Annotated in this window: 9 protein-coding genes and 1 pseudogene; 6 read left to right on the top strand and 4 right to left on the bottom strand. The window is 54.8% G+C overall.

Annotation, left to right across the window (positions count from 1 at the left end; translation table 11 throughout):
* Window positions 1-8: 8 nt before the first annotated feature.
* From WJU22_RS07390 to WJU22_RS07405, 4 genes and pseudogenes are all read left to right on the top strand, one after another.
* Complete coding sequence (locus tag WJU22_RS07390) at window positions 9-3,557, top strand: efflux RND transporter permease subunit (RefSeq protein ID WP_341842603.1); 3,549 nt, start codon at window positions 9-11, stop codon at window positions 3,555-3,557.
* A gap of 128 nt (window positions 3,558-3,685) precedes the next feature.
* Window positions 3,686-4,783: an SGNH/GDSL hydrolase family protein gene (locus WJU22_RS07395; protein WP_341842604.1), complete on the top strand. Its 1,098-nt coding sequence runs from the start codon at window positions 3,686-3,688 to the stop codon at window positions 4,781-4,783.
* Between the two features lie 42 nt (window positions 4,784-4,825).
* Window positions 4,826-5,611: a TIGR00266 family protein gene (locus tag WJU22_RS07400; protein ID WP_423736681.1), complete on the top strand. Its 786-nt coding sequence runs from the start codon at window positions 4,826-4,828 to the stop codon at window positions 5,609-5,611.
* A 723-nt stretch (window positions 5,612-6,334) separates the two neighbouring features.
* A pseudogene (locus WJU22_RS07405) lies at window positions 6,335-7,620 on the top strand (2'-5' RNA ligase family protein).
* A gap of 411 nt (window positions 7,621-8,031) precedes the next feature.
* On the opposite strand, the gene WJU22_RS07410 reads toward WJU22_RS07405, so the two are convergent.
* From WJU22_RS07410 to WJU22_RS07425, 4 genes are all read right to left on the bottom strand, one after another.
* Window positions 8,032-9,012 (bottom strand): FecR family protein, encoded by a 981-nt coding sequence (locus WJU22_RS07410; RefSeq protein WP_341842605.1) that lies wholly within the window; start codon window positions 9,010-9,012, stop codon window positions 8,032-8,034.
* A 63-nt stretch (window positions 9,013-9,075) separates the two neighbouring features.
* Complete coding sequence (locus tag WJU22_RS07415) at window positions 9,076-9,591, bottom strand: RNA polymerase sigma-70 factor (RefSeq protein WP_341842606.1); 516 nt, start codon at window positions 9,589-9,591, stop codon at window positions 9,076-9,078.
* A 120-nt stretch (window positions 9,592-9,711) separates the two neighbouring features.
* Window positions 9,712-10,470 (bottom strand): head GIN domain-containing protein, encoded by a 759-nt coding sequence (locus WJU22_RS07420; RefSeq protein ID WP_341842607.1) that lies wholly within the window; start codon window positions 10,468-10,470, stop codon window positions 9,712-9,714.
* Between the two features lie 155 nt (window positions 10,471-10,625).
* The gene (locus WJU22_RS07425; RefSeq protein ID WP_341842608.1) at window positions 10,626-10,943 is read right to left on the bottom strand and encodes a carboxypeptidase-like regulatory domain-containing protein; all 318 of its coding nucleotides are present in this window, start codon (window positions 10,941-10,943) and stop codon (window positions 10,626-10,628) included.
* Window positions 10,944-11,482: 539 nt separating this feature from the next.
* Here WJU22_RS07425 and WJU22_RS07430 point away from each other — a divergent pair.
* Window positions 11,483-13,330 carry a 2-oxoacid:acceptor oxidoreductase subunit alpha gene (locus tag WJU22_RS07430; protein ID WP_341842609.1) on the top strand — a complete coding sequence of 616 codons (1,848 nt, stop codon included), beginning with the start codon at window positions 11,483-11,485 and terminating at the stop codon, window positions 13,328-13,330.
* Window positions 13,331-13,419: 89 nt separating this feature from the next.
* On the top strand, window positions 13,420-14,013 hold the full coding sequence (locus tag WJU22_RS07435) for a DUF6134 family protein (protein WP_341842610.1): 594 nt from the start codon (window positions 13,420-13,422) through the stop codon (window positions 14,011-14,013).
* Window positions 14,014-14,092 lie beyond the last annotated feature (79 nt).

Genomic DNA, 14,092 nt, shown 5'->3' on the forward strand with positions numbered 1-14,092 from the left:
ATTAACCGATGAAGGACTTAGAAAAAGAATTCCGGCCGACCAGCTGGGCGATCGATAACAAGGTGAGCATTTACGTGGTCACCCTCATCATCGCCATCGCCGGTATAATCGCATACAGGGCACTGCCGAAGGAACAGTTTCCGGAAGTGGTGTTCCCCCAATATTATATTTCCACCATCAACGCGGGTACTTCCCCTGAGGATATGGAAACCCTCGTGACCAAGCCTATCGAGAAAAAATTGAAATCCATCTCGGGCGTGCGCAAAATCACGAGCACCTCCATCCAGGACTTCTCCGCCATCATCATCGAATTCAAACCCGGCGAGAACCTCCTCGAAGCCGGCATCCAGGTAAGGGAAAAAGTGGACGCAGCGAAAAAAGACCTGCCTACCAACCTCACCGAAGAACCGATGATCACCAAAATGGAAATCTCGGAAGTACCGATCATGAACGTAAACATGTCGGGCGATTTCGACTTGCAGACGCTGAAGAAATATGCAGACGAAATGCAGGACCGCATCGAAGGTCTGACGGAAATTACCCGGGTAGACATTATCGGTGCCCTCGAGCGCGAAATCCAGATCAACCTCGACAAATATAAAATGGACGCGGCCAGGATCAGTTTCGAGGATGTGATGATGGCCGTGGCGAACGAGAACCGCACCATCTCCGGCGGCCTCGTCCGCGTAGACGGTATGAAGCGCTCGCTGTCGGTGAAAGGGGAATACAAAGACCCCAACCTCATCCGCGACATCATCGTGCGCGGTTCCTCGGGCGCCGTGGTATACCTGCGGGATATCGCCGAAGTGGTGGATTCCCATAAGGAACAGGAAAGCTACGCCCGCCTCGACGGAAAATCCGTTATCACCCTCAACGTGATCAAACGCAGTGGCGAAAACCTCATCAATGCGTCCGATAAAATCTTCCAACTGGTAGACGAGGCAAAAAAAGACCTCCTGCCTCCAGGCCTCGACGTAACCATCACGGCCGACCAGAGCGAGTCTACCCGCATCACCCTCCACGATCTTATCAATACCATCATCATCGGTTTTATCCTGGTGACGGTAGTACTGATGTTCTTCATGGGCGCAGTGAACTCGCTGTTCGTAGCCGCTTCCGTGCCCATCTCCATGTTCATCGCCTTCCTTTTCATGCCGGCGTTCGGGTTCACCCTCAATATGATGGTACTGTTCTCCTTCCTGCTGGCACTGGGGATCGTGGTAGACGATGCCATCGTGGTCATCGAGAACGTACACCGTATCTTCTATGAGCGGCGGGACCTGGGGATCGTAAAAGCCGCGAAGATCGCGGCCGGCGAAGTGTTCCTGCCGGTATTTTCCGGTACCATGACCGTACTAGCGCCGTTCTTCCCCCTGTTGTTCTGGCCGGGCATCATCGGTAAGTTCATGTTCTTCCTGCCGGCAACGCTGATCGTAACCCTGCTCGCGTCCCTTTTCGTGGCATATATCATCAACCCCGTGTTCGCGGTGGATTTCATGGACCGCCATGAAGGCGATGCGCATCCGAAGCCCACGTTTAACCGCAAATTCACCATCCTGACCATCGTGTTCGCCGTGGCGGCGCTGATCGGTTATATGGGAAGCATGGGCGCAGGGAACCTCGTGATCTTCATCTGGCTCCTGATCGCGATCGAAAGGTTCTGGCTGGGAGGCGTGGCCAGGAAATTCCAGTCCAACATCTGGCCCCGCGTACAAAACCGCTACCGCCGGATCCTGGAATGGTGCATCATCGGCTGGAGGCCGGTCAAGATACTCCTCGCCACCTTTGGCCTGCTCGTGTTCAGCATTGTGCTCACCATGATACGCAGCCCCAAAGTGGTCTTCTTCCCCACCGCCGACCCGAACTTCATCTTCGCTTACCTTGAATTGCCGAACGGTACAGATGAACTGACAACGGATTCGGTGACCAATATCGTGGAGCAACGCATCACCAAAGTAGTGGGCAAAGACAATCCGCTCGTAAAATCCATCATCTCCAACGTGGCCGTGGGCGCTACAGACCCGGCTTCCATGGACCAGGGCACCTATCCCAACAAAGGCAAGGTGACCGTCGCCTTCGTGGAATTTTCGAAACGTAACGGTCAATCGACCCTCGAATACCTCGATAAAATCAGGAATGCCGTGAAAGGCATCCCCGGTGCGGATATCACCGTAGAACAGGAACAGGGCGGCCCGCCGACGGGAAAACCCATCAACATCGAGATCTCCGGCGATGAATTCGAGCAACTGGCCATGACTTCCGAAAAACTGAAACGCTATCTCGATAGCCTGCAGATTGGCGGGGTGGAAGAGCTGAAGAGCGATTTCCAGGCCAACAAGCCCGAGATTATCGTGAACATCGACCGTGAGCGCGCCAACCGCGAAGGTATTTCCACCGGCCAGATCGGCCAGGCGCTGCGCATCGCGCTCGCCGGCGTGGAAGCCTCCAAATTCCGCGACCCCGACGATGAGTATGATATTACCGTTCGCCTGAAAGAAGACCAGCGGAACAATATCAACACCCTCATGAACCTGAACCTCACGTACCGCGACATGAACATGGGCGGCGTGATCCGCCAGGTGCCCCTGAGCGCCGTGGCCGATATCCGCTACAGCAACACGTACGCAGGCATCAAACATAAAGACGAGAAACGCGTGGTAACGCTGTATTCCAACGTGCTGACAGGTTTCAACCCGAACGAAGTGGTAGCCGAGATCACCGCGGCCGTGCAGGAATTCGCACCGCCGGATGGCATCACCGTAAAAATGACCGGTGAGCAGGAAGACCAGGCAGAAACCATGAACTTCCTCGGGCTGGCGCTGGCACTCGCTATCGGCCTCATTTTCCTGATCATGGTGACCCAGTTCAACTCCGTGGGCCGCGCCTTCGTGATCTTCCTGGAAATCCTCTTCTCCATCATCGGCGTGTTCCTGGGCTTCGCCATCTTCAAAATGGATATTTCCATCGTGATGACCGGCGTAGGTATCATGGCCCTCGCAGGGATCGTGGCCAGGAACGGGATCGTGCTCGTGGAATTCACCGACCTCCTCGTGATGCAGGGCGTGCCCTTCAACGAAGCGGTGGTAGAAGGCGGCCGTACCCGTATGACGCCGGTAATCCTCACCGCCATCGCCGCCGTGCTCGGCCTCATCCCCCTGGCGGTAGGCCTCAATATCGACTTCTGGAAACTGTTCGACGAATTCAACCCGCACCTGTTCTTCGGCGGCGACAACGTAGCCTTCTGGGGCCCGCTCGCCTGGACCATGGTGTTCGGCCTGATCTTCGCCACCTTCCTGACGCTGATCCTCGTACCCGTAATGTACGCCATGAACAAGCGCTGCATCGACGTGCTCGACATTTACCATCTGCCCCGCGGCCTCAAATACGTTCCGTTCCTCGTACTGTTCCTCAAACTGTTCTCGAAAAGGGAAACCGTTAGGAAACTGCACGACCCGAACTATATGTCGCCGCGCCCATATCATTTCTTCAATCACCCGGAAGACGCCGCGCACGACAATGGCCATGCGCACCACGCCGAAAAGGTGAAAATGAATTAAGAGACTGTTTTTAATCAAAGCAAACAGTGTAACAGTTGTAGGTTAACTAGTACCGTCCCGATTCTTCGGGACGGTTTTTTTTATGGCCGGTCTTTCATGCCTGCCGCCTTCTTCTTATTTTTCGCATTATGAAAAACTGGATACTTACCCTGCTGATGGCAGGCAGCAGCCTTACCTGGGCCTACGGCCAGGACAATGCCCGTTATACCGACGCGCGCCAATTCCAGATCGTAGGCAAAGGCCTCCCCACCGAGCCCGTGTACCAGCGGCTGGATACCGTGCTCGACCGGGCCCTGACGCCGGCGGTGAAAAACCTGTCGAAGCACAGCTCCGGCATCGCCGTGATCTTCGAAACGAACAGTCCGTACATCAAAGCCAAATGGGGCCTTCGCAGCGGGCTCTTCCACACCAACATCACGCCCATCTGTCACAGCGGCCTCGACCTGTACGCCTGGAACAACGGTAAATGGCAATGGGCGGGGATCGGCCGGCCGGGCGACAAAACAACCGCCAACGAATATACGCTCGTCAGCAATATGGACGGCACCATGCGGCAGTTCATGCTCTATCTGCCTACCTATAACGAACTGACTTCGCTGGAGATCGGCGTAGCGCCGGAAGCCACGCTGCAACGGTCTGCCAGCCCTAAAATCGATACCACGCACCGCATCGTGATCTACGGTTCCAGCATTCTGCAGGGCGCGTCGGCCAGCAGGGCGGGCATGGTGTATTCCTCCATCCTTCAGCGGAAAACGGGCTGGGATGTGGTGAACCTGGGCTTCAGCGGTAACGGCAAGATGGAATTCCCCGTGGCGGAACTGCTGGCCAAAATGCCCGCGTCCGTGTTCGTGCTGGATTGCATCCCCAACCCTTCGCCGGCAGAAATCAGGGAAAGGGCCTATCCCTTCATCAAGCACCTGCTCGACAAACGGCCGGAAGTGCCGATCCTGCTCGTGGAATCAGTGATCCGGGAGAACGGGTATTTCGACCAGAAGATCGGTAAGATTTCGAAAGAGAAAACCGATGCTATCAGAAACGCCTATACGAAATTGAAATCGGAAGGCTATAAACAGCTGTATTATTTACCGGCCGATAACCTGATCGGGAAAGACCATGAAGGCACGATCGACGGGGTGCACCTGACGGATCTGGGGTTTGTGCGCCAGCTGGAGGCGATGTGGCCGCAGCTGCAACGATTGATGAAAAAAAGCAAAGCGATCCGCTAGAAAGCATGTAATTTTGAGCAAGACAAAAAACGCCAACAACCTATGCTGAACAATCACGACATCGATTACAAGATACACGGGGAGGAAATGCAGATCGTAGAGATCGAGCTGGACCCCAACGAGAGCGCAGTGGCCGAATCCGGCAGTTTCATGATGATGGACCAGGAGATCAAGATGGAAACCCTTTTCGGGGACGGCTCCGGGGCCAAACAGGGGATTTTCGGCAAACTGATGTCGGCCGGCAAGCGCCTGATCACAGGGGAAAGCCTGTTCATCACCTGTTTCACGAACGTAGGGAACGGCAAGAAGCGCGTGAGCTTCGCGTCGCCTTACCCGGGAAAGATCATCCCGATGGACCTGCGCCTGCTGGGTGGCAAAGTCATTTGTCAGAAAGACGCATTCCTTTGCGCGGCGCGCGGGGTGAATGTGGGGATCGAGTTTCAGCGCAAGCTGGGGACGGGGATCTTCGGCGGAGAGGGTTTCATTATGCAGAAGCTCGAGGGCGACGGCCTGGCGTTCGTACACGCCGGCGGTTACGTGATCGAGAAGGAACTGGCGCCGGGCGAGGTGCTGAAGGTGGACACGGGCTGCGTGGTGGCTTATACCCAGCAGGTGGACTTCGACATTGAGTTCGTTCGCGGGGTGAAGAACATGGTTTTCGGTGGAGAAGGGCTCTTCTTCGCGGTGCTGCGCGGGCCGGGCAAGGTATGGCTGCAAAGCCTGCCGATCAGTCGCCTGGCGAGCCGGGTGCTGGCGTATGGAACGGGTGCCCGGAAGGAAGAGGGCAGCATCCTGGGTGGACTGGGCAACCTGCTTGATGGGGATTGATAATCAACGGATTGAAATAAGCGCCTGCTGGCCGGCGGGAAACCCGGGGCTGGCGGGCGCTCCAACAGGAATGTGCATTTCGATGCAGAAATCCTTCCGTTTATACCATTTTTGCAAAAAATTAACGATTGGATTGGTAGTATTGTGCTAATATTGCCCGGAGGCTTGACCGGATACGCCGGATTTTTTGTATATTACATGGGAACAGCGTTTGGCACTGTGTGGGTGCCAATTCAGTGAATAGTCACTGGCGCAGTGAAGACAATTTATCCTGGTGCTATGAATAAGAATTGAAAAACTTACTCATGAATTTGATGCAGGTGTATCTCAAGGCAAAAATGAATTTACCAGGTCTTATATCGGTAGCCCTATAAGCGCGGTTTGGATGAGATGTCCAGTTAACCATTTGCCAGAACTACCTTTTAGAATTCCTGTCGAGCTGGATGTGAGGATTAATTAGAAAATTTCCGCGAAAAAGTTGTTACGCTATGCGGCACTAAATTATCTTTGCGATTCCATTAAAAAAAGTTGAGAAAATTAATTAATAGGTTTAAACGGAAGCCGGTATAAATTGAACATTATCAATCATCCTGACGTTATGCAGGTTACGCGCCGGCGGATGAATAATAAAATTTTAATCATTTTTAGTTTTAACAAGTAGGTGAATTTCATTTTCATGAAATCATTGAAAAATTTGCTTCAAACACGCTTTAATCAAGTAAGATGAATTTTGAGAGAAACGAACGCCCCCGAAAGTATTCTCCTGGCTACAGCAGAGATCCGCAAGAACCCAACCAAGACCAGGAGGGCGGTTATTCCAAGAAACCCGAATTTGGCAAAGACGAGGAACGTCCTTTTAACAACACACGTTCTGAAGGCGGCTATCGCCCGCGCAGCGAAGGTGGCTACACCCCCCGCAGCAACGACGGCGGTAATTTCAACCGCGAAGGTGCCTATAACCGCGAAGGTGGTGGTTACACCCCACGCAACGAAGGCGGTGGCGGATACCGCGACCGTGATTTCAACCGAGGAGACCGCGATTTCAACCGCGACCGGCCTGAAGGCGGCGGCGGATACGGCGGCGGCAACCGTGGCGGAGGCTATGGCGGCGGCAGCGGCGGCGGTGGATACGACCGTGGCGGTGGCGGCTATGGCGGCAACCGTGGCGGCGGCGGATATGACCGTGGCGGCGGTGGCGGTGGCTACGACCGTGGCGGTGGATATGACCGCGGCGGCGGAGGCGGCGGCTACGATCGCGGCGGTGGAGGCGGTGGCTTCAACCGTGGCGGCGGAGGCGGAGGCTTCAACCGCGGAGGCGGTGGTGGATACGATCGCGGCGGTGGCGGCGGTGGTTTCAACCGCGGCGGTGGCGGCGGATATGGCGGCGGTCGCCCGCAAGGCGGCGGAGGCAGGCCCCAGGGCGGCTTCAGAGGCGGTCAGCGTCCCCCCAAGCCCGACAACAAAATTTACTTCATCGCGCTCCTCCCTACTGCTGAAGTAGGTAAGGAGATCATCAAGATAAAACAGGAATTCGCCGAGCAATACGGCCCGATGTACGCACTGAAAGTGCTCCCGCACATTACCCTGCAGGTACCTTTCACCGCCGACCCGAGCCTCGAAAGAGCCTTCTGCGAAGAACTCACCGAGTTCGCCAAAACGCAGGCGCCCTTCGAAGTAGGCCTCAACGGCTTCGGCACATTCCCCAACAAACAGAACCGCGTCCTCTTCATCAACGTGGAGAAATCTGAAACCATGAGCGCCATGCACCGCCAGCTGATCAACTTCCTCCGGAAGGAATTCGGCTTCAGCACCATGCTCGCCCGCACCGGTTTCACCCCCACGTAACCGTGGCCTTCAAAGACCTCGACGACGCTACTTTCGAAAAAGCCTGGCCCGAGTACGAAAACAAGGAATACACGGCTTCCTTCAAAGTAAATAACCTGTACTTCCTCCGCCACAACGGCAAATCCTGGGAAGTACTCCAGAAATGCAAACTCGGCGGCGCCTGATCTTTCAGCGCCCCCCGTCAATAAAAAGAATCCGGATCCTCACAGGTCCGGATTTTTTTGCGCCGGGATCAACATGCAATTCCCTCGCTTTCTTCGGTGAAATCACCCGTCCTGTGGGCCTTGACGATCGTTCGTGCGCTGAAATCATCATGCAACTCCCTCGCTTCCTTCGATGAACCCACCCGTCCTGTGGACCTTAACGATCGTTCGTGCGCTGAAATCATCATGCAATTCCCCCGCTTCCTTCGATGAAACCACCCATCCTGCGGACTTTAACGATCGTTCGTGCGCCGCAATCGAGTAATGGCCGTTACCAGAGGGCTTTGTTGGTGCAGCGCATAAAAAAATCCGGGCCCCACGGGCCCGGATGTCGTTGTTTTTTAAGTGGTGCTTATTTGAACTATGGCAAGGTTATTTACGAACGGAATAAACGCCTTTGCTTTCCTCCACGATCTTTACGTTGGTAGATGCCGCGATCACTTTGAACATACTGTCTACGTCCGGCTGATCGAACGTTCCCATATAATCCAGGTTTGCCAGCGAAGGGTCGTCTACCTTGATCGTGATCCCGAAATAGTCTTCCATGGCTTCGAACGTGGCCGACAGCGGAACGTGCTGGAACACGAGGCGGTCGTCTTTCCAGGAAGTGAAATTAGGATCGGTACCTGTTTCCGCTTTGGGATCGTTGTCTGCCTGAACGGTAGCGGCATGGCCTGCCGTGAGCACGAGGGCGTCTGATTTGCGGTGGGCGTTCGAGAAAGCGACTTTCCCCGTTACCACATTGAGGCGTACCGGCTCTTCTCCATATGCTTTGATGCCGAACGAAGTACCGAGCACTTCCGTCTGCGAGGCGCCGGCGTGCACGATGAACGGGTGCGTTTCGTTGGGCGCTACGTCGAAGAAGGCTTCGCCCTGGAGCGTGATGTCGCGGTTGTTTTGCGCGAAGCGTTCGTTGTATTGCAGGGTGGAATTGCGGTTGAGGTATACCTTACTGCCGTCGGGCAGGGTGAAAAGCTGTTTTTCGGTGGTGGCCGCGAGGGTCACGTTTTTATCGGAACGGTTGAAGAAGATCGTGATCCCCGTGGCGATGATAGCGGCCACGCCGGCGGCGGCGAGCCATTTGCTGCGGCCGCGGTGAGCTACTTTCAACGGTGCGGGCGCTGCGGTTTCGATCTTCTGGGAAAATCGTTCCCAGTTGGCGGCGGTATCGGGCTCGGGCATTTCGTTCCAGGCGTCGGCCGCCAGGTGCCAGGTATCTTTCAGTGCGTCGTAATAGGCCTGGTTGGAGGGGTCTTCCTGCAGCCAGCCTGCCAGCTCCTGCTTTTCGGCCCCGGAGATCGTACCCTCGATATCTCGGGCGATCAGTGTATCCATATGTTCGTTGCTCAACATGCTAGTTTTTTTCTGATTGGAAATACTTCATGACAATGGTGTGGTCGGTGTAGGGAAGCATCGTCATTCCAAATATTCCCTGAGCGAATGGCGCAATTTTTTTAGCGCCGTGATCATTTGGTTTTCAACCGTTTTGATGGAAATCTGCATGGCGCTCGCGATTTCCTTGTAACTCATTTCCTCGTACCGGCTCAGGACAAAAACCTCCCGGCACTTTTCCGGCAAGGCGTCTACCGCCTGCCGGATGCGGGTCTGCGTTTCAGCGAGGTGGACCACCGGCGCGGTAGCCTGCTGTTCTTCCGCCGCCGGCCCGATTTCCTGGGGAGGGCCGCCCCGTCGCTTGTGCTTGTCTATATGGTCCAGCGCCATGTTCACCGCCGCGCGATGCAGGTAAGCCTTGAAGAAGACCTCCCCCAGCTGCCCGCGCCGGTTCCAGACCTTGATGAAAACTTCCTGCGCCAGGTCTTCCGCGGTGGCCATATCGGGCACAAGGCGGTAAATCGACTTGCACACGAGCGCAAAGTAGGTCTGGAAGAGGGCTTTCATGAACTGTTGTTCATCTTCCCGTAGTAGTTGCAATAACCGGTCGTTTTCTGACATATTGCAAAAATAACCGGTTTGAGCTTTCGTGAATCGCCGGTCTGGACGAATGGCGGATGACAGTACAGCGCTTGTATTCATTGTGTCCTTTCGGTGGTGCTATTGTTTGATGACTTTTCCGGACCCGGTGATGTTGACGTTTACGGCCGGGTTGCCCCAGTAGCGGATGTTCCCGCTCCCGGCGATTTTGGCTTTCAGGTTGTCTGTCACGGAAATGGACTGGTTGCCGGAACCGCTGATGCGCACGTCGGCATTGACGGATTTCACTTCCTGCGCCTGGATGTTGCCGCTGCCGCTGATGTCTGCGAAATAATCGCGGGCTTTGCCGGTGGCCCGGATGTTGCCGGAACCGTTGAGGTAGAAGCGCACTTCGTTGGCGTCCACTTTGAGCTGGCCGTCGCCACTGCCGTTCAGCTCGGCGGTAAACTGGGTGGTATGAATGGTATCTGGTGCGGTGATACTGCCCGATCCGGAGAAAACGACCCGGCGGTAATCTTCGCTTTGTACCTGCACCCTGATCTGTTTATGTTTCCTGAGATTGAGGCCGTTGCGCATTTTGATGCGAAGCGTGGTGCCGCTTACATAGGTTTCTACGTAGCGCATCACGTTGTCTTCCGCTTCCACGATGAGGGGAACGTTGGGCCCCTGCTCGATGACGATGTCCATAGAACCATCGATGGTGACCTCATTGAAGGGGCCTACCGCCCGTTCTTCGGTGATCATGCGGCCGGAGCCGAAGACGTTTTCGCGGCTGCAGCCGGTGAGGATGAGCCCGAAGATAGCCAGGAGGCAGAGGAGGAGCCCGGCGCCGAGGCCGCCAAGGGCGATAACTGATTCTTTTTTAGCCGTCATTTTCATTACTGTCTTTTTTTAAAGGGGTATTCCGCAATGGAGGCGGATGTAATAATGACGGCGAAAGGGGCTGCTACCCCCAGAAGTGCGGGAAAAAATAAGCCGGCCGCCTCTGCAAGGCGGACCGGCTTGATTAACCCCTATGAAAACCAACTATTTACTTATTGTGCCAGTTTGATTTCGCCAAGGTCGGTAGCTTTACCGTCCTCTACTTTCACGTCGGTGATGGTAGCGTCTTTAAAGGGTTCCTTGGCGTCAACAATCACGGTGTAAGTGCCGGCTGCTGCTTCTGCGAAAGAGAAGGCTCCGTCGGCAATGGCTGCTTTCAGGGTATCGGTCCCGGAAACTGCCCAGGCTTCGGTAGCACCGTCTGCGGGAACTACTTTACCGGAAATGGTACCGCCTGCGATTCCTTTGAAGGCGAATGCGCCGAAAGCAACGACCGCAACTGCTAACAAACTCATTTTTGCTCTTTTCATAGCATACAATTTTTAAGGTTTAATAATAAAGAATGGTTCAAGTAAACGTTTTCAATAAACAAACTTATTAGTGCTGAAATATTGATCACTACTGGGTTTTTTGCAATTACCATGCCACTCGATCAAAATTCGCCGCTTTAACAAATCTTTATAAATCCTTTAACACACTGGGTTTGCGGCGATCCTAAATACTACTTATTTACGTAGTGTCGTTGACGTTAGTTTGGCAATTTCCTTTCCTGTGAAGGGTTTCAAACGAAACGGAACTGCTGTTTCACATCATTTTCTCACGGGTCAGAAAATAACAAATACCTTGCCGGAAAAACAACAGTAAGCACATATGGAATGGGGCATTCCATTTAGTTATGGGAAAAGTCTACTGGTTTTGTATACTTTTGAGGCGGGAAAAGGTCGCCGGAAATGCGGCTGATTCAGTAATTTTACGGGATTTTTGTAGCAGCCTGTGAAACCGACCCCCAGGTCCGGCCGCAGGCCAACATATTTGTCCATTATATATATCATCATAAAGCAAACATCAAATGTCCGATAGAACGATTCAACAGATAGAGGATGTAGTGATAAAATTTGCGGGCGACAGTGGCGACGGTATGCAGCTGACGGGTACGCAATTCTCGAATAACACGGCGCTCATCGGCAACGACCTGAGCACTTTCCCCGATTTCCCCGCGGAGATCCGCGCGCCCCAGGGCACGCTTCCCGGCGTGAGCGGCTTCCAGCTGCATTTCTCGTCTAACCGCATCTTCACCCCCGGCGATGCCTGCGACGTACTCGTAGCCATGAACGCCGCGGCCCTCAAAGCCAACCTGAAAGGCCTCAAAAAAGGCGGCATCATCATCGCCAACACCGACGGCTTCGATGCCAAAAACCTCCGCCTGGCCAATTACCCCGACGGCGTAAATCCCCTCGAAGACGGCTCCCTCGCCAACTACCAGCTCCATACCATGGACGTGACCAAGATGACCCGGGAAGCCCTCAAGGAAAGCCCCCTCGGCATGAAGGAAAAAGACCGCGCCAAAAATATGTTCGTGCTCGGGTTCCTTTACTGGCTCTACGACCGCGATATGGACAGCACGGTAAACTTCCTGACCGACAAATTCGGCAAGAAACCCGATATCCTCGACAGTAACCTGAAAGTGCTCCAGGCCGGCTACAACTTCGCCGAAACCGTGGAAGCCTTCGCCTCGCGGTTCAAGGTGGAAAAAGCCCGCATGGAGCCCGGCACTTACCGCAGCATCACCGGGAATACGGCGCTGTCTTACGGCCTCGTAGCGGCAGGACAGCAATCCGGCCTCCCCATTTTCCTCGGCACCTACCCGATCACGCCCGCGTCAGACATCCTGCACGAGCTGAGCAAGTATAAAAACTTCGGCATCCGCACCTTCCAGGCGGAAGACGAGATCGCCGGCATCGCCTCCGCCATCGGCGCGTCTTATGGCGGGCACATGGGCATCACCACCACTTCCGGCCCCGGCGTGGCGCTCAAGGGCGAAGCCATGGGCCTGGCGGTAATGCTGGAAATCCCCCTGCTGATCATCGACATCCAGCGCGGTGGCCCGTCTACCGGTTTGCCCACCAAAACGGAACAGTCGGACCTCCTGCAGGCATACTACGGCCGTAACGGCGAATGCCCCATGCCCGTGGTAGCCGCCGCAACGCCTTCGGACTGCTTCAATATGGCGTTCGAAGCGTTCAAACTGTCTGTTCAGCACATGACACCGGTGATCCTCCTCAGCGACGGTTATATCGCCAACGGCGCGGAGCCGTGGCGCTTCCCGAAACAGGCCGATCTGCCGAAAATCGAAGTGAAATTCAAGAAAGGCCTCGCGGAAGATGAAGAAACCTTCCTGCCTTATCAGCGCGACGAGAACCTGGTGCGCCCCTGGGCCGTGCCCGGTACCCCCGGCCTCGAGCACCGCATCGGCGGCCTGGAGAAACAGAACATTACGGGCAACGTGAGCTACGATCCGGAAAACCACCAGCTGATGGTGAAAATCCGCCAGGAGAAGGTAGATAAGATCGCAGATCATATTCCGTTACAGGATATCGAAGTAGGGCCTGAGAAAGGTAAAGTGCTCGTACTGGGCTGGGGTTCCACTTTCGGCGCCATCAAGAGCGCGGTGATCGAACTGCTGGCCGAAGGGCACGAAGTAGCGCATGCCCACATCCGCTACCTGCGCCCCTTCCCCCGCAACCTGGAAGAAATCCTGCACAGCTACGACCACGTGCTGATCCCCGAGATCAACAACGGTCAGCTCATCAAGATCATCCGCGAACAATTCCTCATCCCCGCCAAAGGGTACAACAAGATCATGGGCGTTCCCATCACCAAAGGCGAGCTGGTGGAAAAAATCCGCGAATTGCTGTAAAACGATCGAACGAACAATAAAAAAGGGCGGTTGCTGCGAAATGCGGTAACCGCCTTTTTCGTATATTGTTTTACGTAACCCTTTCCGCCATGAACCTGAGCTGCCCATTTAACCGAATCGCAACGATCGTGCTGGCGCCGGTCTTTTTCCTGACCACCGCGTTCCAGAACCCTCATTCCTATGTGTACGACATCTACTTCGGCAACAATCCCATCGGTACTGTAACCGTCAGGCAGCAGCAAACGCCCGAAGGGCGCACGATCACCATGCAAAGCCGGGTACAATCCAAGCTCATGGCGCGGATGGAAGTGGATATCACTACAGCCTACCACCAGAATGTGCTGCACGAATCGATCGCCGTGCGGAAGGGCGGTGAGCCCCTCACGTCTGTCAAAAGGAACGGGAAAACCTATGTGATCGTGCATAAGGGCGAAACACGGCACCTGGCTTCCGATGGAATTCTCTATTGCGTGGGCGACCTCTACTTTTCCGAGCCGGAGGCCATACATGCGGTTTTCAGCGAAACCCTGGGCAAGGAGCTCATCCTCCGCCACCTCGGCAACCATAATTACGAATTACAACTTCCCGAAGGCAAACGCAACGTTTACCATTACGATAAAGGAAAATGCACCGAAGTGGAAGTGAACCATGCGCTGGGGAAAGCGCGGTTCGTACTGCGCTGATCGGATGCCGGCAAGCTGCAATGAACTGACCATTTTATAAACAAAAAGCCGCCCCGGCATTCCGGGACGGCTTTTTTTA

The sequence above is a fragment of the Chitinophaga caseinilytica genome (assembly GCF_038396765.1).
Classification (GTDB): domain Bacteria; phylum Bacteroidota; class Bacteroidia; order Chitinophagales; family Chitinophagaceae; genus Chitinophaga; species Chitinophaga caseinilytica.

Coding starts and splice junctions, on each gene's coding strand:
- WJU22_RS07390 (WP_341842603.1), top strand. CDS start 9: ATGAAGGACTTAGAAAAAGAATTCCGGCCGACCAGCTGGGCGATCGAT.
- WJU22_RS07420 (WP_341842607.1), bottom strand. CDS start 10,470: ATGAAAATGACGGCTAAAAAAGAATCAGTTATCGCCCTTGGCGGCCTC.
- WJU22_RS07425 (WP_341842608.1), bottom strand. CDS start 10,943: ATGAAAAGAGCAAAAATGAGTTTGTTAGCAGTTGCGGTCGTTGCTTTC.
- WJU22_RS07400 (WP_423736681.1), top strand. CDS start 4,826: ATGCTGAACAATCACGACATCGATTACAAGATACACGGGGAGGAAATG.
- WJU22_RS07395 (WP_341842604.1), top strand. CDS start 3,686: ATGAAAAACTGGATACTTACCCTGCTGATGGCAGGCAGCAGCCTTACC.
- WJU22_RS07435 (WP_341842610.1), top strand. CDS start 13,420: ATGAACCTGAGCTGCCCATTTAACCGAATCGCAACGATCGTGCTGGCG.
- WJU22_RS07410 (WP_341842605.1), bottom strand. CDS start 9,012: ATGTTGAGCAACGAACATATGGATACACTGATCGCCCGAGATATCGAG.
- WJU22_RS07430 (WP_341842609.1), top strand. CDS start 11,483: ATGTCCGATAGAACGATTCAACAGATAGAGGATGTAGTGATAAAATTT.